The following is a 25,359-nucleotide window of genomic DNA, read 5'->3' on the forward strand; positions in this document are numbered from 1 at the left end:
CCGCCGTACAGTTTTGCGCGACATGCTTAGGTGCTTGGCCTGCGCAGGCGCGCCTGCGGCGGTCTGGCTGACCCGGAGGAGGGGGCAGTTGGGCAATATTATTTTCGTTGCAAGCGAAGTCACGGACGGGGAGACGCGGGTCGCGGCTTCTGCCGAAACCGTGAAGAAAATGAAGAGTTTCGGCTTCGATGTGGTCGTCGAAGCCGGTGCCGGGGCGGCGTCACGTATTCCGGACCGAGAGTTCGAGGCTGCCGGCGCCAGGATCGGCAGTCTGGCCGATGCCGCTTCGGCCGATGTGGTGCTGAAGGTGCGCCGCCCGAGCGCGTCGGAAATCGCAGGCTATAAGAGCGGCGCGGTTGTGATCGCCATCATGGACCCCTATGGCAATGACGAGGCGATTGCGGCTCTCGCCAGCGCCGGGCTTTCGGCTTTTGCGATGGAGCTGATGCCCCGCATCACACGCGCCCAATCGATGGACGTGCTGTCGTCCCAAGCCAATCTCGCCGGTTACCAGGCCGTCATCGAAGCGGCGGCGGTTTATGACCGCGCCATGCCGATGATGATGACGGCCGCCGGCACCGTGCCGGCCGCCAAGGTCTTCGTCATGGGTGCCGGCGTCGCCGGCCTCCAGGCGATCGCCACCGCGCGCCGTCTCGGCGCGGCGGTTTCGGCCACCGACGTGCGCCCGGCCGCCAAGGAACAGGTCGCCTCGCTCGGCGCCAAGTTCATCGCCGTCGAGGACGAGGAGTTCAAGGCGGCGGAAACGGCCGGCGGCTATGCCAAGGAAATGTCGGCCGACTATCAGGGCAAGCAGGCCGCACTTGTGGCCGAACATATCACCAAGCAGGATATCGTCATCACCACGGCGCTGATCCCTGGTCGCGCTGCGCCGCGTCTCGTCTCACGCGCCATGCTCGCCTCGATGAAGCCGGGAGCGGTGGCCGTCGACCTTGCCGTCGAGCGCGGCGGCAATATCGAGGGCGTCGTTGCCGGTGAAATCGCCGATGTCGAAGGCGTGAGCGTGATCGGTTTCGCCAACATGCCGGGCCGGGTTGCGGCCAGCGCCTCGGCGCTCTACGCCAAAAACCTCGTCACCTTCCTCGAGACCATGGTCAACAAGGAAACCGGGAGCGTGGTCGTCAATGTGGACGACGAACTCGTCAAGGCGACGATGCTGACCTATGCCGGCGACGTGGTTCATCCCGCCTTCGGCGGCGCGAAGAAGGGGGACATGTGATGGCCAGTGAAGCAATGGACAGAGCGCTTGAACAGCTCGACCAGGCGGTGACGGCCGTCGTTACGGCGGCGGCCCAGGCGCCGGAGGCGGCAAGTGCCGCGACCGGTGGGGCGATCGATCCCTTCGTCTTTCAATTCGCGATCTTCGTCTTGTCGATCTTCGTCGGTTATTATGTCGTGTGGTCGGTGACGCCGGCGCTGCATACGCCGCTGATGGCCGTCACCAATGCGATCTCCTCGGTCATTGTGGTCGGCGCGCTTCTGGCGGTCGGCATCTCCACAAGCGGGCTTGCGACCGGCTTCGGCTTCGTCGCGCTAGTGCTCGTCTCGGTCAATATCTTCGGCGGCTTCCTCGTCACGCAGCGAATGCTTGCGATGTACCGCAAGAAGGACCGGTGAGGGACCGATGACCAATATTGCAGCCTTCTTCTACCTCGTTTCCGGCGTTCTGTTCATCCTGGCGCTGCGCGGCCTGTCGCATCCGGCCACCAGCCGCAAAGGCAATCTCTACGGCATGGTCGGAATGGGGATCGCCATTCTGACGACGCTCGTGCTGGCGACGCCTAATTTCGGCGGCTTCGTGCTGATCATCCTCGGCCTTGCCATCGGCGGCAGCGTCGGCGCCTATGTCGCCCGCACCATCGCCATGACCTCGATGCCGCAGCTCGTCGCCGGCTTCCATTCGCTGGTCGGCCTTGCAGCCGTCCTGGTCGCCGCCTCGGCGCTCTATACGCCTGCTTCCTTCGGCATCGGCGAGATCGGCCATATCCACACCGAGGCGCGTATCGAGATGGCGCTCGGCGTGGCGATCGGAGCGCTCACCTTCACCGGCTCGATCATCGCCTTCCTGAAGCTCGACGGACGCATGTCCGGCAAACCGATCCTGCTGCCCTACCGGCATGTGATCAATGCGGCGCTGTTGGCGTTGATCATTCTCTTCATCATCGGGCTTGCCGCCACCGAAAGCCATTTTGATTTCTGGGCCGTCGTGGCGCTCTCGCTGGCGCTCGGCGTTCTTTTGATCGTGCCGATCGGCGGCGCCGATATGCCCGTCGTCGTTTCGATGCTGAATTCCTATTCAGGCTGGGCCGCGGCCGGAATCGGCTTCACGCTCGGCAATCTGGCGCTGATCATCACCGGCGCGCTCGTCGGCTCCTCCGGCGCGATCCTTTCCTACATCATGTGCAAGGGCATGAACCGCTCCTTCGTCTCCGTCATCCTCGGCGGTTTCGGCGGCGAGGCGGCCTCCGCCGGACCCGATACGTCGGACCGGACGGTCAAGCTCGGCTCGGCCGAGGATGCAGCCTATCTGATGGCCAACGCCTCGAAGGTGATCATCGTGCCGGGTTATGGCATGGCGGTGGCCCAGGCCCAGCATGCGCTACGCGAACTCGCCGACAATCTTAAGAAGAACGGCGTCGAGGTGAAATATGCGATCCATCCGGTCGCGGGCCGCATGCCGGGCCATATGAACGTGCTGCTTGCCGAAGCCAATGTCCCCTATGACGAGGTCTTCGAGCTCGAGGACATCAATTCGGAACTCGCTCAGGCCGATGTCGCCTATGTCATCGGCGCCAACGACGTCACCAATCCGGCCGCGCGCGACGACAAGACCTCGCCGATCTACGGCATGCCGATCCTCGACGTCGACCGGGCAAAGACCTGCCTTTTCGTCAAGCGCTCGCTCGGCTCCGGTTATGCCGGCATCGACAATACGCTGTTCTATAAGGACGGCACGATGATGCTGCTCGGCGATGCGAAGAAAATGACCGAGGATATCAACAAGGCGATTTCGCATTGATCGAGCGAGATGCAGCCGCCCATCGGGCGGCTGTTCGATTCATGCCGGCCGGTCTGTGCCATGCCGGCTCGGTGTCGCCTTGCCGCAAGCAAGTCTTCCGTCATACCTCGCCCGGCACCAGCGTCATCTTCTCGACCCCGATCGCCAGGTTCAGTCCTTCCTGAGCCTGGACGTTCAATGGCTGCAGCATGAAGGCTTTGTTTGTGCCGCCGGCGATCACCTTGGCGCCGGCGCCTGCACCGATGCTCGCATCCGCCCCGACACCGTAGTACTCGCCGGCCAGGGCATACTGCGGCATATCCGTGCCGGTTTTCGCAAGCACCTGCCAGATCATCACGCTCTTGCCTGTCTGGCCGATATCGAGGCCGAATTTCTCGATTTTGCCGGCGTAGACCGCCTTGGCGCCGCCGGATGCCGGCGTGTAGGTGCAGATCAGGTTCTTCTGCGACGTGATGATCAGACCCTGGCCGCCATCCGATCCGCAGACCAGGCGGCCAAGCGTGACATAGCTTTCGGCGCCTGCCGGGCTTGCCCAGGCCGCGGCCGTCAGAGCCACGGCTGCGATCATGGTTTGCTTGAACATGGTCTTTCTCCTTGGGAACGACCTGTTCGAAACGGGTGCCGGTGGCGATTGTTCCGGGAGGCTGAAGCCCGCCGCATCAAACGTAATGCATGGGATGCGTTCTCGCGCTTTGATTTCCCCGGAAACGCTCAGCCCTTGCGGGCGACATGCGTCAGGCCCGCTCCAGCGTGGCGCGTTGCGCCGTCAACACCCATAAGAGACCTTCAAGCCGGAAATCGATCTCAACAGTGCCGCGGAAGGCGGCGGCGGCATGGGCTTTGATAACGGTCGTGCCGAAGCCCGTGCGTGACGGCTCTACCACCGGCGGGCCGCCGCGCTCCTCCCAGGTGAAGCGGAGCAGGGCATCCGGCTTGTCTTCCTCCCTGACATCTCGCCATTCGAAGCGGACACGGCCTTGCGGAACGGAAAGTGCGCCGTATTTCACCGAATTGGTGGCCAACTCATGCAGCGCCAGACCGAGATTCTGCACCGCATCCGGCTTCAGGACGAAATCCTCACCTGTGATTTCGATCTGTTCGCGCGATTGCGGGAAGGCCTGCAGATGGATGTCGACGACCCGCCGAAGCGATACGCCTCCCCATTGCTCGCTGGTCAGGAGCTCGATCGAACGCACCAGCCCGTCGAGGCGATCGGCGACAGCGGACTGGAAGGTCTCGACGCTGTCGGCCTGCTTGGCGAGCTGGCGCATCATTGCCTGGGCGAGCGTCAGAAGATTTTTCGTGCGGTGGACGAGCTCGTGCATGACGAAACGCAGCCGGTCCTCGGTCTGGCTGCGGTCGAAGGAAGCATTCGACAGAGCGATCGCCACTTGGTTCGCCTCGATGACGCTGGTCTCGACCGGCGAGACAATGTGGCCGTCGCCCATACGCTTTGCCATTTCGGCGATATCGCGGATGGTGGTGCGCACCTGCCTTGCGACGGCATAGGCGGCGAGCACTGCGACGAGCACAAGCGCCACGCCGCCGATGATCAGGAAGCGCCAGGTGCTGAGGATCGAAGCCTGCGCGACCGGCCCCCAGATCACTGTTTTCCATGACCAGCCGGGGATCTGGGCATAACCGAGAAGCATGTGCGGCAGGATCGCCTCATCTTCGAAGACGCCGCGGGAGAAGCTCAGCGCCGGCAGGATGCGCGGATCAAAGGGCGTGCCGGGTTCCGGGGCTGCGGGGCCGGCAGCAACGACCACGTGACCGCTTTGATCGACGACGGCTGCCGACCAGCCGGGGGCAAGGCCCTGGGTCGTGACCAGCCTGCCGAGATCCTTGGCATCCTGCGTGATGATGAGGGCGGCGACCGGATCATCCGCCCGCGGGAGGGTGACGTTATAGACCCATTCGCCGCTTGTTCTGCCGCGAAAAACATCCGAAGCCTCGATGCGGCCGGATTTCATGGCGGCATCGAGCGCGGCGATGTTTGCCGTCTTTTCGAGCGGCGTGCCGAAAGGCCGGCGCGTGTTCAGCAGTTGCTGACCGCTGCGGTCGACGGCGAGGACGTAGAGCGTATTGTTGCGCAGAGCCGTTTCCGTGCGCTCGTGGAAGGAGGCGAGATCGCCGTTTTCAAGCTCCGGCGAGCTCGACAGCAGCCGCAGCGTTGTCGCCATGTCCTGAAGCTGGCGGTCGATGATGCGTGAAAGGGCAAGCGCGTCCTGCGCCGTTTCGCGCTTCAGCGTCGAGCGCTGGTTATCCTCCAGCTGCAATAGAAGCAGCGCCACGAAGGCGAAAATCGGCAGCGCGATCGCCACCGCCATGGCGACGAGATAAGTGCCGATCGAAGCCTTTGGGAAGAACAGCGCGACGATCTTCATTAAATGTGCCGCGCCGCCTGTACCATCGCACAATCCATCAGGTCCACTCGAGCGAAGGATAAAATCGCGGGGCAGAGAACGTGGCCGTACCGCTGGCGCCGTTCGGCAGATGCGCGGCGCTGAGGCGGGCGCTGCCCGCAACAGTTTTCGCTCGCGGTCAGGAACGCAAAGATTCGCATCTCTCGCAAAACGCCCTCAACACGTTTTTCCATGCCCGACAGCGGGCCATCGAAGCAGCGACATGTTAGGGGGAGCATGAGCCGGTTGCAACATCGTATGACACGCCATCGACGATGACGGATGTTTTTTCCGCCTCTCTTTTCAAGGCGATGCGGCCGCCTTCATGACAGCGTCGTTGTCATCGGCGGCCGCGCCAATGCACATCCTTAGCCGGCTGGCGCGACGCCCACTCGGGCGAGTCCATCTCGGGCCGGCTGATATTTCGGATCAAGCCCGACTGCATGGCGGTAGGAGCGGGCAGCCTTCGCCTTATCGCCGCGGCGTTCGTAGACAAGCGCCTGGTTGGCCCAGGATTCGGCGATGTTACCGTTGAGCTCGATTGCATGGTTGAAATCGGCAAAGGCGTTGTCGTCGTCGTTCAGCGCGAAATAGGAAATGCCGCGGCCATTATAGGGCTCGGCCGAATTCGGCGCGAGCGAGATCGCCTTCGAGAAATCGTCGATCGCCTTATCCTGCTGATTGCGCTTCTGATAGATCAGCCCACGATTGTGGTAGGCGCGCCCGTCGGTGGTGCCGAGCTGGATTGCCTTGCTGAAGTCGTTGAAGGCCGCATCGTCCTGACCGGCCATGCGATAGACATTGCCGCGGCCGATATAAGCGACGTCGTAGCTTGGATTGATCTGCAGCGCGGCATTGTAGTCGGCAATCGCCTGCTGCTGTTGACCCATGTTGCGATAGACAAGGGCGCGGTTGGCATAGGCCTGGAAGAAGCGCGGATTGATTTGCAAAGCCGTGTTGAAATCGTTCAGCGCCTGGCGGAACTGACCGCCGCGGCCATAGGCGGAGCCGCGGACGTTGTAGCCCTCGGGATCCCTGGGGTTGGCGTTGATAACAGCCGTCAGCGACGCGATATTCTCTTCCGACCCTTGAGCCTTGTCGATGCGGATCACGGCGTCAGTGGTGTTGGTCGTCTCACAACCGGCGAGGCCGAACACGGCGGCCAATGCCACAGCGGGCAGCAATGCGGTTTTCTGCAAGCGCCAGGCGCGGGACAAATTGAAGGTGGTATCAGCCATTCGGGCTCGCTTTCCCCATGCGGCATATCCGAGACCGGGATATGCGATCTTCAGCGACAAACTAAAAAGGCGGCGGCGAACCAATCGCCCCCGCCACAATGCATCTGAAAACGTCGAAAAAACGACGGCAACGCTTAGCGTGCGACCAGGCCTTCGCGCTGGGCGCGCTTGCGGGCCAGCTTGCGAACGCGGCGAACAGCTTCGGCCTTTTCGCGAGCACGCTTCTGCGACGGCTTCTCGTAGTAGTCGCGCATCTTCATTTCGCGGAAAATGCCTTCGCGCTGCATCTTCTTCTTGAGAGCGCGGAGAGCCTGATCGACATTGTTATCGCGGACAAGTACCTGCACGAGAATCACGTTCCTTTGGTTTGGTTGATGCCTGAGGCGGCGCAGCGCCAGGGGCAAAAAAATAACGTTCGCGCGGCCGCAGCCTTGCGATTGGTGATGCGGGATAGCAGATCGAGTAGAGGAAGTCCAGATGGATATGGGAAGCAGCCGGAAAAATCACACCTGACCGGCATCCTGTCTCGATCGCGCCGCCTCAGGTAAGGCCTCATCCAGAGCGGCAATCGCCTCCTTGAGCGCCGTTCTGACCCGAAGCCGGTCGGCAGGCTCCACCCGGCTCATATCCAAATGCAGGTCGAGGCCGGAGAGGTGTTCGCTCAGAACGCGGCTCTTATGGTCCGTGCCGAGCGTCAGCCCGTCCACGGCATAGGGCACGATCTCACGCTGTATGCCCTTCATCGTGATCGGCGGCAGCGGATGAGCGGCGACGATTTCGTTCACCAGCGCATAGGTTTCGTAGCTGATGACGATTTCTCCACCCTGGGCGATCGATTGCAGCCGGGCTGCCAGATTGGCCTCGGCGCCGATGATCGTGTAGTCCATGCGGTCGTTGCTGCCGAAATTGCCGACGTTGCAATAGCCGCTGTTGATGCCCATGCGCACGACGAAAGGCTCTTCGGTGCCGTTTCTGCGCCATCTGTCCTTGAGTTCGCCGAGGCGGCGCTGCATGTCGACGGCCATGCGCAGGCAGGCTTTCGCATCCTCCTCCGGCCCCTTCGTTTCCGGGTCGCCGAAGAAGACCAGCATGGCGTCGCCGATGAACTTGTCCACCGTGCCGCCATGCGCCAAGGCAATGTTCGACATCTCGGTGAGATATTCGTTGAGCATCTCCGTCAGCGCTTCCGGCTGTAGCCGCTCGGTGGTCGCGGTGAAATCCTTGATGTCGGAGAAGAAGATCGTCAGGCGCTTGCGCTCGGTATGGACCACCACGTCCTTCTGCCCACTGAAGATGCTCTTGTAGATCTGCGGCGAGAGGTAGCGTGAAATCTTCAGCGAGACGCTGGCGAGGAATTCGTTGGCCGCTTCCAGATCCTGGTTGGCGTTATGGATCGCGCGCGCCTGCTGCCGCTGCAGCAGAATGAAGCTGAGGCCGATGATGGCGACAAACAGAAAATAACAGAGCAAGTATTTGAAGGCGAAGACGTTACTCGCATAGGGCTGCCGGATGATCACTTCCTGGATGCCGCGCACATCGCCCACCTTCCAATCGGTCTTCGGGCTTTCCGGGTGGCTGTTGTGGCAGGCAACGCAGGCCTGCCCCATGACAACGGGCGTGATGAACCGCAGGGTATCGGTCAGTCCGACACGCGTGAGATCGTTCAGCGTCTGTTGCGGGTTGGCGCGCAACGCGGCAAGCGCTCGTCTCTCGAAATCGTCGAGCTCGTGGGACGCGCGGCTCTTGAACGGCAGGTCGGAGACGAAGCGGTAGGTGATATTGGCCTGCTGCTCCTTGATGACGTCGCCGAGTTCCAGCGAGAGTGTCGCCGGCAGCGGAATGGCGCCTGGTATATTGGCGTAGTTGTGTGAAACGACCGTGCCCGCCGTTGTGCCGCTGGCATGGGCGGCCAGGACGCGTCCTACGACATTGGCGGAATAGTAGGAGCGGATGCTCGATATCAGCGAGCTCATGTCGCGCGCCTGGCGTCTGAGGGTATTTCCGGAGAGATCGCTGATGTCGAGCCAGACGGCAAGCGGCAGTCCTGCAAGCATCGCCAGCACGACGACGATCAGCCAATAGCCGCTGCGGCGCACGGCGGTTTCGGAAATCACGGGAGCCCCCACTCTCTTATTTGAAAAGCATTCGCGCTTCGACCGGTACAAGATCATTTCGCCGCGCCCGGGGCAAGATCGAAGCCATGTCGTTGAAGCAAAGGCGTGGCCGAACTGACGGCGTTGTTGCGCTGATCGATGGAAAGCGGAGGGCGCGGAAGCGAAAAGAACCGTCCGGAGCGTATGTGCGAATGGTGTTCGGACAGAAAGCGGCGTAGCCTGTCGGCCGGCAGGTGTGTGGCCGCGCGATCGGCCATGGGAGGGAACGCCGGTTGAGATGATGACTCGCGTGCAGCAAATCGGTGTCATTATCGGCCTGGTGATCGTGGTCGCGCTGACGATGCTGCGGGCAGACGATCCCGGGATTTTCAAGCTGATCCGTGGCGTGACCTTCGACGAATATCAGCGTCTGCTTCCGAGAACCTTCGAGCCGATGCCGGTCCGTGTGATTGATATTGACGAGGCGTCGCTGCGCGAATTCGGCCAATGGCCTTGGCCACGAGACCGGTTGGCCCTGCTGGTGAACCGGCTTTCGGAGATGGGCGCTGCGGCCATTGCATTCGACATTCTCTTTTCTGAGCCGGATCGGCTGTCGCCGCGTAATGTCGTGCGCGAGGTCACCGGGGTCGATGCGTCCCTGGCCGAGAAACTTCCTGACAATGACGAGATATTTGCCCAGGCAATCTCTGGCAAGCCTGTCGTGCTCGGCTTCGGGCTTTCCAACGAGGGCAGTTACCGGCCGCCTGTCAAGGCGGGCTTTGCTTTCACCGGCGAAAGCCCTGTCTCGGCGCCGCCTCATCTTACCGCATCGACGCCGCTCAGACCACAATTGGAAGCCAACGCGGCAGGGCTCGGCCACATCAGCCTCAATCCCGGCAATCCTTCGCCGGTGGTGCGGACGGTGCCGTTGTTCCTGACCGATGGTGTGCAGCTCTACCCCAACCTCGCGGTCGAGGCGCTACGCGTCGCGCAGGGCGCTTCCACCTATGTATTGGCCGGCGCCCCCGATCGTGCCGGCGTAATGACATCGGCAAAGATCGGCGATTTCGTCGTGCCGCTGACGGCGGCGGGTGAATTCTGGCTCTATGTCAGCCCCGACCGGGCTGAGCGCTATATATCCGTCCGCCGGGTGCTCGCCGCCGAAGGCGCCTCTTCCGAGGTCTCTGCCGCCATTGGCGGCAGCATCGTCTTCATCGGCACCTCGGCGGCAGGCCTGCAGGACATCCGCGTCACGGCGCTCGGTGAGAATGTTCCCGGTGTTTCGATGCATGCGCAGGCCGTCGAGCAGATTCTCTCCGGCCGTTTCCTGTCGCGGCCCGATTGGGCGGATGGGCTGGAAATCCTTACGATCGCGGTGCTCGGATGCCTGCTCGTCGTGGTCACGACCTTCGTCAGTCCCGCGGTCGCACTGGTCTGCGGCCTGCTTATTACCGCAATGGCGCTCGTGGCCTCCTGGCTCTCCTTTCTCTATGCAGGGCTTCTCCTCGATCCGCTGGCTCCGATCGTCAGCGGATCGATCACCCATTTTGCCGCGACCTCGTTCCGCATTCTCGTGATCGATCGGGAAAGGCGCGAGGTGCGACGCGCCTTCGGCCATTATCTGTCTCCGTCGCTGCTCCATCGCATCGAGCATAACCGCGATGCATTGCGCCTCGGTGGCGACGACCGCGAGCTGACGGTCATGTTCGTCGACGTCAGGAACTTCACAGAGATGAGTGAACGGCTGGCGCCGACGGATGTCGTCGCCTTCCTGAACACATTGCTCGACGCGCTGAGCCGTCATGTCGTGGCCAATGAAGGCACACTCGACAAGTTTATCGGCGATTCGATCATGGCGTTCTGGAACGCGCCGGTTGATGTTGCCGATCATGAAACCAAGGCGGTTCGCACTGCCCTGGCCATGCGCGAGACACTCGCCGAACTGAACGCCGGCGACGCCTTCGGCTTCGGTCCCGATCAGCAGGTCGACATCGGCATCGGCATCCATACCGGCGTTGCCTGCGTCGGCAATATGGGCGCCAAGACACGCTTCAACTATTCGGCGGTTGGAGATGCCGTCAACGTCGCGGCCCGCATCGAGTCGTCGTGCAAAGAAGTAGGCTTCGATATCCTCATCTCCGACAGTACTGCACGTTCAGTGGATGGAATGGCGCTGATCGACGCCGGCGCCATTCCACTGAAGGGAAAGAGCAGCCGCACCAAGATCCTTGCCGTCCTCGGCAATGAGCAGGTGGCGGCATCCCGGGAATTCGCCGCGCTCAATGCCGTTCACCGGCAATTGGTGCAGGCCCTGCATTCGCATTCAAGGAATACCCGCAAACTTATGGATACGGCAAAGCTCAGGGCGGATGACGTGGTGGGCGGTTTGGTGGAATTCTATCGGCGGATACCCAGCAGGACCGACCATTTTCGGGAATTGGCTGCGGGGATCGAAAAGAGGGCTGCCGATACCGAAAAGTAAAAGCGATTTTCGGAGTGCCCTTCTTGGGAAGGATATCACCTTCACTACCCGACACGCCGGCAGTCCTCGCCGCCCTGCAATGCTCGTTGACGTACTACCTCATTGCGAGGCGGATATAGCGGTGCCGACGCCTTGATTTGCGAAGATCCCGAAAACAGCCTCACCGGCCGCGCTTGAAATCCCGATTTCTGTCGTGGTTTCGATCATTCTTATGATCGCGATCTCCATCATGGTGGCGCCCGTGCTCCCGATGATCCAAACCGTGATTTCCGGGCTTTCCGTCATCGTCATGGCGCCCATGGCCCTCATGCTTGTCGGGTCTATCCGGCTTGTTATGGTGGGGCTTATCATAGTGCGGCCGGTCGTGATGTGGCTTGTCGTGGTGCGGCCTGTCGTGATGAGGCTTATCGGGCTTGTTCGGTCGCTCTTTTTGCGGCTCGGCCTGTCTCTGTGGCGGATCCTGCCTCTGCGGAGCAGGTGCAACTGCCGGCGGAGGCCGTGTTCTGTCTTTTCTTTCCGGCATAACGGAGGCCATATTGCAGCCGCCGAGCATACCGATGCCGCCGGCAAGCCGCTGGTTGCCGGAGAGGAAGGGGAGGGCACGGAGATTTCCAAGCGTATCGAGAACGCTGGGATCGACCCGGCGGGCCGGCGTCATATCGCCATTCGGTTTGGCGACAACGCAATCGCAGCGTTGCTGCAGCTGGCGACAGCCGCCGGGGCCGCAAAAGCTGGCCGCGCCGTTCAGGAGTACGACGGCGGTGGTGCCGTCCGGGCCGACATAGAAATCGAATGCGGTGCCGCGCACGCCGATTGTTCCGGCCGGAGTCAGGATCTGATAGGCTGACGATTTGGAATTGCCGCTGACCCAGCGGAAGGTCCCCTTGGCGGCTTTGATGGTGAGCTTTCTAACCGATTGCGTGTCGTCGAAGACATATTTGTCGATGACGACAGAGGAGCCCCAGCCGACCGCAAGTTTGGTGCCGTCACGAAACAGAAACTGGCCAAGCCCGGATGGCGATGTTCGGATACGCTCGTCGCGGTGAACGCTGGTATTGACCGCAATCGGTCCGGCCTGTCCGGTGACCTCGGTCTTAATGAGGACAGCCTGACCAACCGGCTCGGCGGCGGGCGACGCCTGGGCGCTGCAAAACGCGATGAGAAGCGCGTGGAAGAATGGACGCCGACCCCACATGATACAAGAACCCTGGAAACAGGGGGAGAGTTAACATTTTAGTAACTGCTTGTCTTCTCGCCCTCTTGGGTGAGGGCTAGCCGGCGGCCGATCGATTGCTGGTTGTGCCAACTCCAGAGGAAACGGAGCGCGTGTCCTGGAGGCAGGGCGCTTTTCGACATCATGTCGCTCAGTGTCAAAACCAAAGCTCTCGCGCGTCGCAAAAGAGCCGTTGTGCCGCATTTGGATTTGCGATTTGTATGGGCACGGAGAATGGCCTTGCCCGAAGGAGAAGAAGGCGGATGCGGAAATATTCGGTTTTTGCCGTGGCGCGAGAGGCCCTTCGTGGCCACAGAGGCTGGGAGAAGCAATGGACGTCGCCGGAACCGCGCGCCGAATACGACGTCGTCATCATCGGCGCCGGCGGGCACGGCCTGGGCGCCGCCTATTATCTCGCCAAGGAGCATGGCATCACCAATGTGGCGGTGATCGAAAAGGGTTGGCTCGGCGGCGGCAATACCGGCCGCAACACCACCATCATCCGCTCGAACTATCTCTATGAAGAGAGCATGCACATTTACGAGCATTCGATGAAGCTCTGGGAGGGGCTTTCGCAGGAGCTCAATTACAATGTGATGTATTCGCCGCGCGGCGTGATGATGCTCTCGCACAATATTCACGACCAGCAGTCCTTCAAACGGCATATCCATGCCAACCGGCTCTACGGCATCGACAATGAATGGCTGACGCCGGAACAGGCGAAGGCCTATTGTCCGCCGCTCGATATCTCCGCCAGCGCCCGTTACCCGATCAACGGTGCGGCACTGCAACGGCGCGGCGGCACGGCGCGGCATGATGCGGTTGCCTGGGGTTATGCGCGCGCAGCATCGGACCGCGGTGTCCACATCATCCAGAATTGCGAAGTGACCGGCATCCGCCGTGCGCCCGATGGGCGCGTGACCGGCGTTGAGACGACGCGCGGTTTCATCGGCGCCAGAAAGATCGGCGTGTCGGCGGCCGGCCACACGACGACGATCATGAAGATGGCCGATGTACGGGTGCCGCTGCAGTCGAGCCCGCTGCAGGCGCTGGTTTCCGAGCCGCTGAAGCCGATCTTCCCCTGCGTTGTCATGTCGAACACCGTGCACGCCTATATCTCCCAGTCCGACAAGGGAGAGCTCGTCATCGGCGCCGGCACCGACCAGTATAATTCCTACTCACAGACCGGCGGGCTGCAGATCATCACCCATACGCTCGATGCCATCTGCGAACTCTTCCCGATGTTCCGGCGCGTCAAGATGATGCGCCAATGGGGCGGCATCGTCGACAATACGCCGGATCGTTCGGCGATCCAGTCGAAGACGCCGGTTCCGGGTCTTTACGTCAATTGCGGCTGGGGCACCGGCGGTTTCAAGGCGACGCCGGGTTCGGCCAATCTCTTCGCCCATCTGATCGCCCGCGACGAACCGCACAAGTTCAACGCCGGCCTGACGTTGGAGCGTTTCCGCAGCGGCCGACTGATTGACGAGGCTGCTGCGGCGGCGGTGGCGCACTGACGATGGGTGTTTTCGTGCTAACGCTCGCTCCTTTCGTCGCTCACCCCCTCATCCGTCTTTCAGGCATCTTCTCCCCGCTGGGGAGAAGAGGAGGAGAAGGAAATCCTACATGCTGCTGATCCATTGCCCTTACTGCCAGGAAGAGCGCTCCGAGCTCGAATTCCGCGGCGCGGGTGACGCGCATATTGCGCGGCCCGCCGATATTGCCTCGATCTCGGACGAGGAATTCGAAGCCTATTTCTTTCTGCGCGACAATCCGAAGGGGCTGATATTCGAACGCTGGCGGCACATCCATGGCTGCGGACGGTTCTTCAATGCAGTCCGCGACACGGTGAGCGACAAGTTCCTCATGACCTATAAGGCCGGTGAGCCAAAGCCCGTGGTCGGCGCTGCTGCCGAGAAGCACGCGCCTGTCGAGACATATGAAGCCCTGGAAGGAGAGGCGCAATGAGCGGCGTCAACCGTATCGCCGGCAAGGGGCGCCTGACGCCGGCCAAAACCGCGCGCTTCAGCTTCGACGGCAAGAGCTACACGGGGCTCGAAGGCGATAGCGTCGCCTCGGCGCTGATCGCCCACGGCGTGCATCTTCTGGGACGTTCGTTCAAATATCACCGGCCGCGCGGCATTCTTTCAGCCGGCGCGGAGGAACCGAACGCCCTGATCGACGTCGCTCGGGATGCAGCACGCAAGCAGCCGAACGTGCGCGCCACTGTGCAGGAAGTCTTCGACGGCATGATCGTCAGCTCGCAGAATCGCTGGCCCTCGCTTGCCCGCGATGTCGGGGCGATCAACAATCTGATGTCGCCGTTCTTTGCGGCCGGCTTCTACTACAAGACCTTCATGTGGCCGCGTGCCGCCTGGAAGCACGTCTATGAACCGCTCATCCGTCGCGCCGCCGGCCTCGGTGTTGCGCCGACGGAAGGCGATCCGGACCATTATGCCAGCCGTTACGCGCATTGCGACGTGCTGGTGGTCGGCGGCGGCGTTGCCGGGCTTTCGGCGGCGCTGGCCGCGGCCCGGACCGGCGTCAAGGTGATCCTCTGCGACGAGCAGCCGGAAGCGGGCGGTGCGCTGCGCTATGATGCCGGCGCCAAGATCGACGGGCAGGACGGCTTCACCTGGGCGCAGAAGACCGTGGCGCAGCTGAAGGCGATGGACAATGTCCAAGTGCTGCTGCGCACGACGGCTTTCGGCTACTACAACCACAATTTCGTCGGCCTTGCAGAGCGCGTCACCGACCATCTCGCCAATCCCCCCCATGATCTGCCGCGCGAACGGCTCTGGCAGGTCCGCGCCAAGCGGGTGATCCTCGCCAACGGCGCGATCGAACGGCACATGGTGTTTCCGAACAACGACCGGCCGGGCATCATGCTGGCCTCGGCGGCGCGGACCTATCTCAACCATTACGGCGTCGCCGTCGGCAAGAATGTCGGCATCTACACGGCGCATGACTCCGCCTATGAAGCGGCCTTCGATCTGAAACGAGCAGGTGTCTCGATCGCTGCGATCGTCGATTGCCGGCAGGCGCCGGGTGCGGCGGTATTGGCGGAGGCACGTGCGCTCGGCATCGACGTGCTGGCTGGCCAGTCGGTCATCAATACCGCCGGGCGGCTGCGCATCTCGTCGATGACGGTGGCACGCAACGGCGGCGGTTCGCCGCGCAAGATCGCCGTCGATGCGCTGCTGGTTTCGGCCGGCTGGACACCGTCCGTGCATCTGCTCTCGCAGTCGCGCGGCAAAGTGGCCTTCGACGCTGAGAGCCAGCGTTTCCTGCCCGGCTCCTACGCGCAGGACTGCCTGTCGGTCGGCGCCTGCAACGGCACCGACGACCTGCAGCAGACGATCGAGGAATCGCTTGCCGCCGGCGAGCTGATGGCGCAGGCCACCGGCGGAAGCAGCGGCGAGAAGATCGCAATGTCGGCCGAGCAGGCGTTTGAATGGACAGGCGGCATGATCGGTGCCGCCGAAGGCGCCGGGCCGAAAACCAACGCCAAGGCTTTCATCGACTTCCAGCACGATGTCTGTGCCAAGGATATCCGCCTTGCCGTGCGCGAGGGCATGCATTCGATCGAGCACATCAAGCGCTTTACGACCAACGGCATGGCCTCGGACCAGGGCAAGCTTTCCAACATGCATGGCCTGGCGATCGCCGCCGAAATGCTCGGCAAGGAAATTCCGCAGGTCGGTCTCACCACCTTCCGCGCCCCCTACACGCCGGTCACTTACGGCACGCTGGTCGGCCATTCGCGCGGAGAGTTGTTCGATCCCACGCGCAAGACGCCGCTGCATGGCTGGGAAGAAGCCCACGGCGCCGTTTTTGAAGATGTCGGCAACTGGAAACGCGCCTGGTTCTATCCGCGTGCCGGCGAGAACATGCATCAGGCGGTCGCGCGCGAATGCCGCACAGCCCGAGAGTCGGCCGGTATTTTCGACGCTTCGACACTTGGCAAGATCGAGGTAGTGGGGCCGGATGCGGCGAAGTTCCTCAACCTCATCTACACCAATGCCTGGGATACGCTGAAGCCGGGCAAGGCCCGCTACGGCATCATGACCCGCGAAGACGGCTTCGTTTATGACGACGGTGTCGTCGGGCGACTGGCCGAGGACCGTTTCCATGTCACGACGACGACCGGCGGAGCGCCGCGCGTTCTTCACCACATGGAAGATTACCTGCAGACGGAATTCCCGGACCTGAAGGTATGGCTGACGTCGGTCACCGAGCAATGGGCCGTCATTGCCGTGCAGGGACCGAAAGCGCGCGCGATCGTCGAGCCGCTGGTCGAAGGGGTCGACCTTTCAAACGAGGCGTTCCCGCATATGAGCGTTGCCGAATGCACGGTCTGCGGTGTGCCGGCGCGGCTCTTCCGCGTCTCCTTCACCGGCGAAATCGGCTTCGAAATCAACGTGCCTGCCGATTATGGCCAGTCGGTGCTCGAAGCCGTCTGGGCCAATGCCGAGCCGCTCGGCGCCTGCGTCTACGGTACCGAGACGATGCACGTTCTGCGCGCCGAAAAGGGCTACATCATCGTCGGCCAGGATACTGACGGGACGGTTACTCCCGACGATGCGGGTGTTGCCTGGGCCGTTTCGAAGAAGAAGAAGGACTTCGTCGGCATTCGCGGCCTGCAGCGGCCGGACCTCGTAAAGGAGGGACGCAAGCAGCTTGTCGGGCTTATCACCAAGGATCCGAAGCTGGTGCTTGAGGAAGGCGCGCAGGTCGTCGCGAACCCGAACGAGCCGAAGCCGATGACGATGCTCGGCCACGTCACCTCGGCCTACTGGTCGGAAAACTGCGGCCGGTCGATCGCCTTCGCGCTCGTCGCTGGCGGCCGGGCGCGGATGGGAGAGACGCTCTACGTGCCGATGCCGGACCGGACGATCGCCGTCGAGGTGACGGACCTGGTGTTCTTTGACAAGGAAGGAGGCCGCATCCATGGCTGATGTTGCAATTCGCAAACCGGCGCTGGCCGGCCGTCTCGGCGGCTCCGCCACCGTGCGCCTGACGGTCGCACCGGCCGCGACCCGCGTGGCGCTACGCGCGCCGGCGCAATCGCTCGCAGCACTTTCTTTGGCTCTCGGCCTGTCCGTACCGCCCACGCCGAAAACATCCGGCCGCGCCGGTGCACGATCGGCGCTCTGGCTTGGGCCGGACGAGTGGCTGTTGATCGACGAGGCGGGCGGCGATTTGATGGCGGCGTGTTCAAGCACCGGCGCGCTGCATTCGGCGACCGACGTTTCCCACCGCAATGTGGCAATCATCGTTTCGGGACCGGGCGCGGAGCTCACGCTTGCGGCCGGCTGCCCGCAGGACCTGTCGCTTTCGGCCTTTCCGGTCGGCGCCGCTTCGCGGACCATTTTCGGCAAGGCCGAGATCGTGCTTCTGCGCACCGATGAAGAGACGTTCCGGGTAGAATGCTGGCGGTCATTTTCCGACTTCGTCTTTGGCCTGCTCAACGAGGCGGCCCATGATGCCGGCCATTGAGCGGGACCAATCCTGACTGCATAGGGCGCCCATCCGAGGGAGGGCGAATGCTGCATCATGCCTTCCTCGGCGTTTCCGATATAGAGCGGTCGGCGGCATTTTACGATGCCGCCCTCGGCGCGCTCGGCTATGTCAGGGTCTGGGATGACATCAGGCCTGGCCAGACGGGACAGGCGGTCGGCTACGGCCTTCCCGGCGGCGGAGACAAACTGGCGATCAAACATCGGCCAGAGGGCCAGCCCCCGGCCGGCCCCGGATTTCATCTGGCCTTTGCCGCCCTGAGCCGTGCGGCGGTCGATGCGTTTCATGCCGCGGCAATCGCGCATGGCGGCCGTGACAATGGCGGTCCCGGTCTTCGACCCCATTATGGCGAGCATTATTATGCCGCCTTCGTCATCGATCCGGACGGCCACGCTCTTGAAGCGGTTCTTAATTCCGCGGAATCATAGCCGCATCCGGGCTTACACGTCCTCGGGACGATCCTTCGGGTCGAACTGGATGATGGTGATCCACTTGGCCGTCAGCGCCGGCTTCTTCTCGTTTTCGATTTCGATGGTGACGTCGTAGGTGGTCATCAGCATGCCGCCGCCGCGGAAGCGGGCGTCGGAGAGCAGGAAACGGCCGCGCACGCGGGCGCCGCTTTTGACCGGCGTCATGAAGCGGACGCGATCGAAGCCGTAATTGATGCCCATGGTCTGCTCTCGCACTTTGGGCAGGCAGTTGTAATTCATCGCCGAGAGCAGGGACAGTGTCAGGAAGCCATGGGCGATAGTGCCGCCGAAAGGGCTCTCGGCGGCGGCGCGCTCCGGATCGACATGAATGAACTGGTGGTCATCCGTTGCCCCCGCAAAGGCGTCGATCATCGTCTGGTCGACGGTGATCCAATCCGACAGGCCCGTTTCCATGCCGATCAATCCCCGCACGTCGGAGAGTGAAATTTCCGTGCCCATGCATTTCCTCGTCAGATAAGCCCGCCGCGCCAAAGCCTTATCGTGCATTTATGACGATTGCGACAAGGATTTGCGCCAATGGGAGGCGCCGGTCATTTTTCTATGAAAAAGGCGACGGAGCGTGGCTCGACGGTGACTCGGGGGCCGGCCTTCTTCGCACCGGCCGGCGTCAATTGACGCCAGGACGCTTCGCCTTCCAACGGAAGCGTAAAGAGCTCGCGGCTTTCGGAACGATTGAAGAGCACGGCGAGCCGGGTCCGCCTGCCGCCTGAGGCGCGGTCGCCGGTTGCCAGCAGCATGCCAAGGGTCGGGAGCGACGGCGTCTCCCATTCGGCGACTGTCATCGGTTCGCCCGATACCGAGATCCATTCGACGTCGCCATTTCCCGACAGGAAACCCGTTTCTGAAAAGACGGTGAAGCGGCGGCGCAGTCCGGCGACGAAGGCGGTATGGGCGATGAGATCCTCATCCAATGCCTTCCAGTCGAGCCAGGTGATTTCGTTGTCCTGGCAATAGGCATTGTTGTTGCCGCGCTGGCTGCGTCCGCCTTCGTCGCCGGCGGTCAGCATAATGCTGCCGCGGCTGGCAAAGAGCGTTGATATCAGCGCCATGACATCCTTTATCCGGCGCTTGCGGATCGAGGGGTAGAGCGTTTCGCCTTCGACGCCGTTGTTCCAGGAGTGGTTTTCATTGTGACCGTCACGATTGTGCTCGCCATTGGCGTCGTTGTGCTTCCCGGCATAGGAGACGAGGTCGATCAGCGTGAAGCCGTCATGGGCGGCAAGGAAATTGACGCTGCGCGTCGCTTTGCCGTCGTGACGGGAGAAGATGTCGGAAGAGCCGGCAAGCGCGGTTGCCAGCGCGCCGGTCTTCCACTGGTCGCCGCGCCAGTAACAGCGCAGGTCGTCGCGGACGCGGTCGTTCCATTCGAGGAAGGGCGGCGGGAAGTTGCCGAGCTGGTAACCGCCCGGGCCGATATCCCAGGGTTCGGCGATCATGATCCGGTCGGCAAGCACGGTGTCGGCCAGAATGGCGGCAAGTGTTCCCCCATCGCGCTCGAAGCCTGTCGTGGTTCGGCCGAGCACCGGGGCGAGATCGAAACGAAAACCGTCGACGCCTGAATTGAGCACGAAATGGCGCAGGCTGTCGATGACGAGACGGCGAACTTCAGGATGGTCGCAGGCAAGCGTGTTGCCGGTTCCCGTATCGTTGACCAGTTCGCCCGGGCAATTCTGGACATGGCGGAAATAATGCAGGTTGTCGAGGCCGCGCAGCGACAGCGTCGTGCCGTAACGATCGCTCTCGCCGGTATGGTTGAAGACCAGGTCGAGGATGACGGCGATGCCCTCGGCATGCAGGGCGGCAACGGTCTCGCGCAGCTCCGCCATGCCGCCCGGGGCGAGCCGCGGATCGAGCGCCATGAAGGCGACAGGATTGTAGCCCCAGCCGTTGGTGAGGCCGAGCGGCGGCAGGTGGCGTTCGTCGATCCAGGCGGTGATCGGCATCAATTCGACGGCATCGACGCCGATCCGCTTCAGATGGGCGACGACGGAGGGATGGGCTAGGGCGGCGATGGTGCCGCGCTGGGCCTCCGGTATGTCGGGATGGAGGATGGTAAAGGGCCGCACCGCTACTTCGTAAATGAAGCCGCCCGGTTTGAAGAGTGGCTTGGCGATGACGGCGCGCGTATCTGAGGTGACGATCGCCTTCGGCATCAGGTCCTGGCTGTCTTCGCCATAGACGCCGAGGCGGGGATCGTAGCGGAACGGTCGGTCAATCTCCTTGGCGTAGGGGTCGATCAGCAATTTGGAAGGATCGAACCAGAGGCCGTTGTCGGGCGCATAGATGCCGTCGGCGCGATAGCCGTAACGCGCGCCTGCCTTCAGCCCGTCGACAAAGAGACGATGGATGTGGTTGCTGTCGCGCGCCATCGGCAGGCGCGCGAATTCTCTGGCGCCGTCATCTTCGAAAAGGCAGAGTTCGATCTGTGCGGCATGATGCGACCACACGGCAAATTCGACGCCGGTTTCGAAGACGATTGCTCCGGCCTGCGCCGCATTGTTCCCGCGCATGTTTCCCCCGGATCAGGTGATCACGGTTGGCGCGTCGCGTCCCGTGCGTTCCCGAATGCTGGCCACGCTGTCGGCGGCGGTAATCAGATCGGCGAGCGCTTCCTGCGTTTCGATGTTGTGGCGAGTCGAATCCGGCTCGTAACGCTCGATATAGACACGCAAGGTTGCGCCAGACGTGCCGGTACCGGAGAGACGGAAGACGACACGGGAGCCGCCCTCGAAGAGGATACGGATGCCCTGGTGCTCGCTCACCGATTTGTCGACCGGATCGTGATAGGCGAAATCGTCGGCTTTCTCGACCTTCAGGCTGCCGAAGCTCTTGCCGGGCAGGGTGGAAAGCTGGCTGCGGAGGTTGTCCATAAGCCCGTTCGCAGCATCGGTGTCGAGGCCTTCGTAATCGTGGCGTGAATAATAGTTGCGGCCGTAGGTCTGCCAGTGCTGGGTGACGACATCGGCGACGCTCTCGCCGCGCACGGCAAGAATATTCAACCACAGCAGCACCGCCCAGAGGCCATCCTTTTCGCGGACGTGGCTCGATCCGGTGCCGGAGCTTTCCTCGCCGCAAATCGTCGCCATGCCGGCGTCGAGCAGGTTTCCGAAGAACTTCCAGCCGGTCGGCGTCTCATACATGCCGATGCCGCGCTTTTCGGCGACACGGTCGGCCGCACCTGAGGTCGGCATCGAGCGGGCGATGCCAGCGAGGCCGCCGGAATAGCCGGGAGCGAGATTGGCGTTGGCGGCGAGGATCGCCAGGCTGTCGGAGGGAGTGACGAAGATGCCCCGGCCGATGATCAGGTTGCGGTCGCCGTCGCCGTCGGAAGCGGCGCCAAAATCAGGCGCGTCGTCGCTCATCATCTCATCGAAGAGTTCTTTGCAATGAACCGGGTTCGGATCCGGATGATGACCGCCGAAATCCGGCAGCGGCATGAAGTTGCGCACAGAGCCCGAGGGGGCGCCGAGGCGATTTTCGAAGATTTCCTTGGCATAGGGGCCGGTGACGGCACTCATCCCATCGAAGGCGATGCGGAAGCCGAGGCTGATCAGATTGCGGATAGCGCCGAAATCGAACAATTCCTCCATCAGTGCGGCATAGTCCTCGACCGGGTCGATGACGGAGAGGATCATGCCGCCGGGAAGTTCGTCCTTGCCGATACGATCGAGGTTGACGTCGGCGAAATCGGCGGTCTTGTAGCTGTCGATCGTCTTAGAACGGGCATAGATCGCGTCGGTGATCTTTTCCGGGGCCGGACCGCCGTTGTTGATGTTGTATTTGATGCCGAAATCTTCGGTCGGGCCGCCGGGATTGTGGCTTGCAGACAGAATGATGCCGCCGAAGGCCTTGTACTTGCGGATGATGTGAGAGGCGGCCGGCGTCGACAGGATGCCGCCCTTGCCGACCATCACTTTGCCGAAGCCGTTGGCGGCGGCCATCTTGACCGCCTTCTGAATGACTTCGCGATTGTAATAGCGTCCGTCGCCGCCGATGACGAGGCACTTGCCCTGGTAGCCTTCCAGCGAATCGAAGATCGACTGGATGAAGTTCTCCGCATAATTCGGCTGCTGGAAGACCGGAACCTTCTTGCGCAGGCCTGACGTGCCGGGCTTCTGGTCCAGGTAGGGCGTGGTGGGTACGGACTTGATCATTTTAGGTCACATGCCTTTCGAGACGAGGCTTGAATAGAGGGCAGCGTAGCGTTCGGCGCTCTTCTCCCAGGAGACATCCGATTTCATGCCCTGCTTTTGCAATTGGGTCCAGAGTTTTCGGTCCGCGTAAAAGTGCATTGCACGGCGGATTGCCTGCAGCATGCCCGTTTCCGTCACGGGTGAGAATTGTATGCCGGTTGCCACTTTCGCTGCAAGCGCGGCGTGATTGGCATCGATCACCGTGTCATTCAACCCGCCTGTGCGGGCGACGATCGGCACGCAGCCATAGCGCAGAGCGTAAAGCTGGGTCAGGCCGCACGGCTCGAAGCGCGAGGGAATGATGATCGCGTCACAGCCGGCCTGCATCAGATGCGACATCGGCTCGTTATAGCCGATCGAGACGCCGATGCGGCCGGGATGACGGCTGGCGGATGCGAGCAGCGCGCCTTCCAGCGCGGCTTCACCGGAACCGAGCACGACGAGCTTGCCGCCCATGCCGACGATTTCGTCGGCGACATTGGCGACGATATCCATGCCCTTCTGCCAGGTGAGACGGCTGATGACGCAGAAGATCGGGGCATCGTCATTGTCGAGATGGAAGAACTCGGCGATCGAGCGGCGGTTCTCGTCGCGGTTCTTCAGCGTCGTCGGGCCGTAATGGGTGTGGACGACGGGATCGGTTGCCGGGTTCCAGATATCGGTATCGATGCCGTTGACGATGCCGTGCAGATCGTCGATGCGGGTGGCGATGACGCCTTCGAGTCCCATGCCGAATTCCGGCGTCAGGATCTCATCGGCATAGGTGGGGCTGACAGTGGTGATCGCATGCGCGGTTTGCAGGCCGCCCTTCAGAAAGCCGGTCGTGCCGTAATATTCGACGCCGTCGATGGCAAAGGCATGATCGGGCAGGCGCAGGCCGGGAAAGATCTCGGAGCCGAACTGGCCCTGGAAGGCGATGTTGTGGATCGTCAGCACGCTCGGCAGTTCCGGCGTCGGATAATAGCGCATGTAGACGGATGTCAGCGCCGCTTGCCAATCGTGCGAATGGACCAGATCCGGCCGCCAGCCGGGCAGCAGACCGGCGGCGATCTCGGAGGCGGCGAGCGACAGGGCGGCGAAACGGCGCCAATTGTCCGGATAGTCCTTGCCGAGCGGATCGAGATAGGGGCCGCCCGGCCTGTCGTAATAGGCCGGGGCATGGAGGACGAGCAGATCGAGGCCCTCGTGCTGGACCTCGAGCACGGTCGCCTTTTCTCCGAGCAGGTCAGCGAATTCGAGCCTGACGACAGGGTCGCGAATGACCTTCATGACGGCGGGATAGCCGGGCAGGAGAGTCTTGGTTTCGACCCCGAAGGCGTTCAGGGCAATCGGCAGGGCGCCTGACACATCGGCCAGGCCCCCTGTCTTGATCAAAGGGAAGACTTCGGACGAAACCGAAAGAACTTTCATACGTCAGATATCCAGCTTGTCGATCATCGGTTGCGTGATCAGGCAAATGCCGCTTTCCGTCCGCCGGAAGCGTTTGGCGTCGAGTTCGGCATCCTCGCCGACAACAAGACCTTCCGGAATGACGACGCCGTGGTCGATCACCACATTCTTGAGCTGCGCGCGGCGTCCGATCTTCACATTCGGCAGGATGACCGCCCCTTCCAGCTTGGAGAAGGAGTTGGCCCTGACACCGGTGAAGAGCAAGCTCTTGTTGAGGCTGGCGCCGGAGATGATGCAGTCGCCCGACACGACGGAAGACGTGGCCGAGCCGCGGCGATCCTCGTCGTCATGGACGAATTTTGCCGGCGGGGTGATCTCGGCATAGGTCCAGATCGGCCAGGACTTGTCGTAGATATCGAGCTCCGGCACGATCGCCGTCAGGTCGATATTGGCCTGCCAATAGGCATCGATCGTGCCGACGTCGCGCCAATAGGGTTCATGCTCGAAATCGGAGCGGACGCAGGACTTGGCGAAGCGGTGAGCGACCGCCTTCCCGTGCTGGACAATATAGGGGATGATGTCCTTACCGAAATCGCGGCTCGAATTCGGGTCGGCGGCGTCGCGGCGCAGCGCATCGAGCAGGAACTTGGTGTGGAAGACATAGATGCCCATCGAGGCGAGAGCGAAATCCGGCTTGTCGGGAATGGGCGGCGGATCGGCCGGCTTCTCGACGAAGGCGATGATCTCGTCCTTTTCGTTGACATGCATGACGCCGAAGCCCACCGCTTCCATGCGCGGCACTTCCAGGCAGCCGATGGTGACGTCGGCGCCGGAATCGACGTGCTGCTGCAGCATCCACTCATAGTCCATCTTGTAGACGTGGTCGCCCGCCAGAATGACCATGTATTCGACACCGTAATCCTCGATGATGTCGATGTTCTGATAGACGGCGTCGGCGGTGCCTTCATACCATTGCGTTTCCGAAACGCGCTGGCTGGCCGGCAGGATGTCGAAACTCTCATTGCGCTCCGGGCGGAAGAAGTTCCAGCCGCGTTGCATATGGCGGATCAGCGAATGCGCCTTATATTGCGTCGCGACGCCGATGCGGCGGATGCCTGAATTCAGGGCATTAGACAGGGCGAAATCGATGATGCGGGCCTTGCCGCCGAAATAGACGGCGGGCTTGGCACGCCGGTCGGTGAGTTCCTTGAGACGGCTCCCCCTGCCGCCCGCCAGAACATAGGCCATTGCATCGCGGGCAAGTGGCTGAATACGCTTTTCTACCATTTTCTCCTCCC

The 25,359-nt window shown here is 62.3% G+C and carries 20 protein-coding genes; 9 read left to right on the forward strand and 11 right to left on the reverse strand.

What is annotated here, in order from left to right:
- Window positions 1-88: 88 nt before the first annotated feature.
- Genes C4N04_RS09350 through C4N04_RS09360 form a run of 3 tightly spaced genes read left to right on the forward strand, consistent with a single transcriptional unit; the run spans window position 89 to window position 3,037 of the window.
- A complete protein-coding gene (locus C4N04_RS09350) occupies window positions 89-1,237 on the forward strand; it encodes a Re/Si-specific NAD(P)(+) transhydrogenase subunit alpha (protein WP_096763700.1) in 1,149 nt (382 codons plus the stop codon).
- Complete coding sequence (locus tag C4N04_RS09355; RefSeq protein WP_010053318.1) at window positions 1,237-1,635, forward strand: proton-translocating transhydrogenase family protein; 399 nt, start codon at window positions 1,237-1,239, stop codon at window positions 1,633-1,635. The genes C4N04_RS09350 and C4N04_RS09355 overlap by 1 nt, the downstream gene beginning before the upstream one ends.
- A gap of 7 nt (window positions 1,636-1,642) precedes the next feature.
- On the forward strand, window positions 1,643-3,037 hold the full coding sequence (locus tag C4N04_RS09360) for an NAD(P)(+) transhydrogenase (Re/Si-specific) subunit beta (RefSeq protein WP_096770605.1): 1,395 nt from the start codon (window positions 1,643-1,645) through the stop codon (window positions 3,035-3,037).
- A 100-nt stretch (window positions 3,038-3,137) separates the two neighbouring features.
- Here the strand turns inward: C4N04_RS09360 and C4N04_RS09365 are convergent, their stop codons facing one another.
- The 5 genes from C4N04_RS09365 to C4N04_RS09390 form a co-directional block, all read right to left on the reverse strand.
- Window positions 3,138-3,620 carry a DUF992 domain-containing protein gene (locus C4N04_RS09365; RefSeq protein WP_009994679.1) on the reverse strand — a complete coding sequence of 161 codons (483 nt, stop codon included), beginning with the start codon at window positions 3,618-3,620 and terminating at the stop codon, window positions 3,138-3,140.
- Between the two features lie 151 nt (window positions 3,621-3,771).
- On the reverse strand, window positions 3,772-5,424 hold the full coding sequence (locus C4N04_RS09370; RefSeq protein ID WP_038691326.1) for a sensor histidine kinase: 1,653 nt from the start codon (window positions 5,422-5,424) through the stop codon (window positions 3,772-3,774).
- 386 nt (window positions 5,425-5,810) lie between these two features.
- The gene (locus C4N04_RS09380) at window positions 5,811-6,680 is read right to left on the reverse strand and encodes a tetratricopeptide repeat protein (RefSeq protein WP_039622258.1); all 870 of its coding nucleotides are present in this window, start codon (window positions 6,678-6,680) and stop codon (window positions 5,811-5,813) included.
- Between the two features lie 134 nt (window positions 6,681-6,814).
- The gene (gene rpsU, locus C4N04_RS09385; protein WP_003585885.1) at window positions 6,815-7,027 is read right to left on the reverse strand and encodes a 30S ribosomal protein S21; all 213 of its coding nucleotides are present in this window, start codon (window positions 7,025-7,027) and stop codon (window positions 6,815-6,817) included.
- A gap of 156 nt (window positions 7,028-7,183) precedes the next feature.
- On the reverse strand, window positions 7,184-8,806 hold the full coding sequence (locus C4N04_RS09390; RefSeq protein ID WP_089152799.1) for an adenylate/guanylate cyclase domain-containing protein: 1,623 nt from the start codon (window positions 8,804-8,806) through the stop codon (window positions 7,184-7,186).
- Between the two features lie 268 nt (window positions 8,807-9,074).
- Between C4N04_RS09390 and C4N04_RS09400 the strand changes: the two genes are divergently transcribed.
- Window positions 9,075-11,255 (forward strand): adenylate/guanylate cyclase domain-containing protein, encoded by a 2,181-nt coding sequence (locus C4N04_RS09400; protein ID WP_106796005.1) that lies wholly within the window; start codon window positions 9,075-9,077, stop codon window positions 11,253-11,255.
- A gap of 160 nt (window positions 11,256-11,415) precedes the next feature.
- Here the strand turns inward: C4N04_RS09400 and C4N04_RS09405 are convergent, their stop codons facing one another.
- A complete protein-coding gene (locus C4N04_RS09405; RefSeq protein WP_106795922.1) occupies window positions 11,416-12,450 on the reverse strand; it encodes a FecR domain-containing protein in 1,035 nt (344 codons plus the stop codon).
- 281 nt (window positions 12,451-12,731) lie between these two features.
- Here C4N04_RS09405 and C4N04_RS09415 point away from each other — a divergent pair, with 281 nt between their 5' ends.
- The 5 genes from C4N04_RS09415 (at window position 12,732) to C4N04_RS09435 (ending at window position 18,416) form a co-directional block, all read left to right on the forward strand.
- A complete protein-coding gene (locus tag C4N04_RS09415) occupies window positions 12,732-13,985 on the forward strand; it encodes a sarcosine oxidase subunit beta family protein (protein ID WP_004668351.1) in 1,254 nt (417 codons plus the stop codon).
- Between the two features lie 109 nt (window positions 13,986-14,094).
- Window positions 14,095-14,436 carry a sarcosine oxidase subunit delta gene (locus C4N04_RS09420; RefSeq protein WP_039622247.1) on the forward strand — a complete coding sequence of 114 codons (342 nt, stop codon included), beginning with the start codon at window positions 14,095-14,097 and terminating at the stop codon, window positions 14,434-14,436.
- A complete protein-coding gene (locus C4N04_RS09425; RefSeq protein WP_106795924.1) occupies window positions 14,433-17,426 on the forward strand; it encodes a sarcosine oxidase subunit alpha in 2,994 nt (997 codons plus the stop codon). The genes C4N04_RS09420 and C4N04_RS09425 overlap by 4 nt, the downstream gene beginning before the upstream one ends.
- A complete protein-coding gene (locus tag C4N04_RS09430; protein ID WP_106795925.1) occupies window positions 17,419-17,967 on the forward strand; it encodes a sarcosine oxidase subunit gamma in 549 nt (182 codons plus the stop codon). Before C4N04_RS09425 ends, C4N04_RS09430 begins: the two co-directional genes overlap by 8 nt.
- Window positions 17,968-18,014: 47 nt before the next feature.
- On the forward strand, window positions 18,015-18,416 hold the full coding sequence (locus C4N04_RS09435) for a VOC family protein (RefSeq protein WP_077990699.1): 402 nt from the start codon (window positions 18,015-18,017) through the stop codon (window positions 18,414-18,416).
- Between the two features lie 12 nt (window positions 18,417-18,428).
- On the opposite strand, the gene C4N04_RS09440 is transcribed toward C4N04_RS09435, so the two are convergent.
- The 5 genes from C4N04_RS09440 to glgC form a co-directional block, all read right to left on the reverse strand.
- Window positions 18,429-18,917 (reverse strand): MaoC family dehydratase, encoded by a 489-nt coding sequence (locus C4N04_RS09440; protein ID WP_038691313.1) that lies wholly within the window; start codon window positions 18,915-18,917, stop codon window positions 18,429-18,431.
- A 92-nt stretch (window positions 18,918-19,009) separates the two neighbouring features.
- Window positions 19,010-20,989, reverse strand: a complete 1,980-nt coding sequence (glgX, locus tag C4N04_RS09445; RefSeq protein ID WP_077990698.1) for a glycogen debranching protein GlgX — start codon at window positions 20,987-20,989, stop codon at window positions 19,010-19,012.
- Window positions 20,990-21,001: 12 nt separating this feature from the next.
- On the reverse strand, window positions 21,002-22,633 hold the full coding sequence (locus tag C4N04_RS09450) for an alpha-D-glucose phosphate-specific phosphoglucomutase (protein ID WP_106795926.1): 1,632 nt from the start codon (window positions 22,631-22,633) through the stop codon (window positions 21,002-21,004).
- Between the two features lie 6 nt (window positions 22,634-22,639).
- On the reverse strand, window positions 22,640-24,082 hold the full coding sequence (gene glgA, locus C4N04_RS09455; RefSeq protein ID WP_038691307.1) for a glycogen synthase GlgA: 1,443 nt from the start codon (window positions 24,080-24,082) through the stop codon (window positions 22,640-22,642).
- A 3-nt stretch (window positions 24,083-24,085) separates the two neighbouring features.
- Window positions 24,086-25,348 (reverse strand): glucose-1-phosphate adenylyltransferase, encoded by a 1,263-nt coding sequence (glgC, locus tag C4N04_RS09460; RefSeq protein ID WP_077990696.1) that lies wholly within the window; start codon window positions 25,346-25,348, stop codon window positions 24,086-24,088.
- Between the last annotated feature and the right edge of the window lie 11 nt (window positions 25,349-25,359).

The organism is Rhizobium sp. H4 (assembly GCF_003013335.1).
In the GTDB taxonomy this organism is placed as follows: domain Bacteria; phylum Pseudomonadota; class Alphaproteobacteria; order Rhizobiales; family Rhizobiaceae; genus Rhizobium; species Rhizobium sophoriradicis.

Coding starts and splice junctions, on each gene's coding strand:
- C4N04_RS09430 (WP_106795925.1), top strand. CDS start 17,419: ATGGCTGATGTTGCAATTCGCAAACCGGCGCTGGCCGGCCGTCTCGGC.
- C4N04_RS09400 (WP_106796005.1), top strand. CDS start 9,075: ATGACTCGCGTGCAGCAAATCGGTGTCATTATCGGCCTGGTGATCGTG.
- C4N04_RS09360 (WP_096770605.1), top strand. CDS start 1,643: ATGACCAATATTGCAGCCTTCTTCTACCTCGTTTCCGGCGTTCTGTTC.
- C4N04_RS09415 (WP_004668351.1), top strand. CDS start 12,732: ATGCGGAAATATTCGGTTTTTGCCGTGGCGCGAGAGGCCCTTCGTGGC.
- C4N04_RS09440 (WP_038691313.1), bottom strand. CDS start 18,917: ATGGGCACGGAAATTTCACTCTCCGACGTGCGGGGATTGATCGGCATG.
- C4N04_RS09380 (WP_039622258.1), bottom strand. CDS start 6,680: ATGGCTGATACCACCTTCAATTTGTCCCGCGCCTGGCGCTTGCAGAAA.
- C4N04_RS09435 (WP_077990699.1), top strand. CDS start 18,015: ATGCTGCATCATGCCTTCCTCGGCGTTTCCGATATAGAGCGGTCGGCG.
- glgA (WP_038691307.1), bottom strand. CDS start 24,082: ATGAAAGTTCTTTCGGTTTCGTCCGAAGTCTTCCCTTTGATCAAGACA.
- C4N04_RS09365 (WP_009994679.1), bottom strand. CDS start 3,620: ATGTTCAAGCAAACCATGATCGCAGCCGTGGCTCTGACGGCCGCGGCC.
- glgX (WP_077990698.1), bottom strand. CDS start 20,989: ATGCGCGGGAACAATGCGGCGCAGGCCGGAGCAATCGTCTTCGAAACC.
- C4N04_RS09370 (WP_038691326.1), bottom strand. CDS start 5,424: ATGAAGATCGTCGCGCTGTTCTTCCCAAAGGCTTCGATCGGCACTTAT.
- C4N04_RS09425 (WP_106795924.1), top strand. CDS start 14,433: ATGAGCGGCGTCAACCGTATCGCCGGCAAGGGGCGCCTGACGCCGGCC.
- C4N04_RS09355 (WP_010053318.1), top strand. CDS start 1,237: ATGGCCAGTGAAGCAATGGACAGAGCGCTTGAACAGCTCGACCAGGCG.
- C4N04_RS09450 (WP_106795926.1), bottom strand. CDS start 22,633: ATGATCAAGTCCGTACCCACCACGCCCTACCTGGACCAGAAGCCCGGC.
- glgC (WP_077990696.1), bottom strand. CDS start 25,348: ATGGTAGAAAAGCGTATTCAGCCACTTGCCCGCGATGCAATGGCCTAT.
- C4N04_RS09405 (WP_106795922.1), bottom strand. CDS start 12,450: ATGTGGGGTCGGCGTCCATTCTTCCACGCGCTTCTCATCGCGTTTTGC.
- C4N04_RS09420 (WP_039622247.1), top strand. CDS start 14,095: ATGCTGCTGATCCATTGCCCTTACTGCCAGGAAGAGCGCTCCGAGCTC.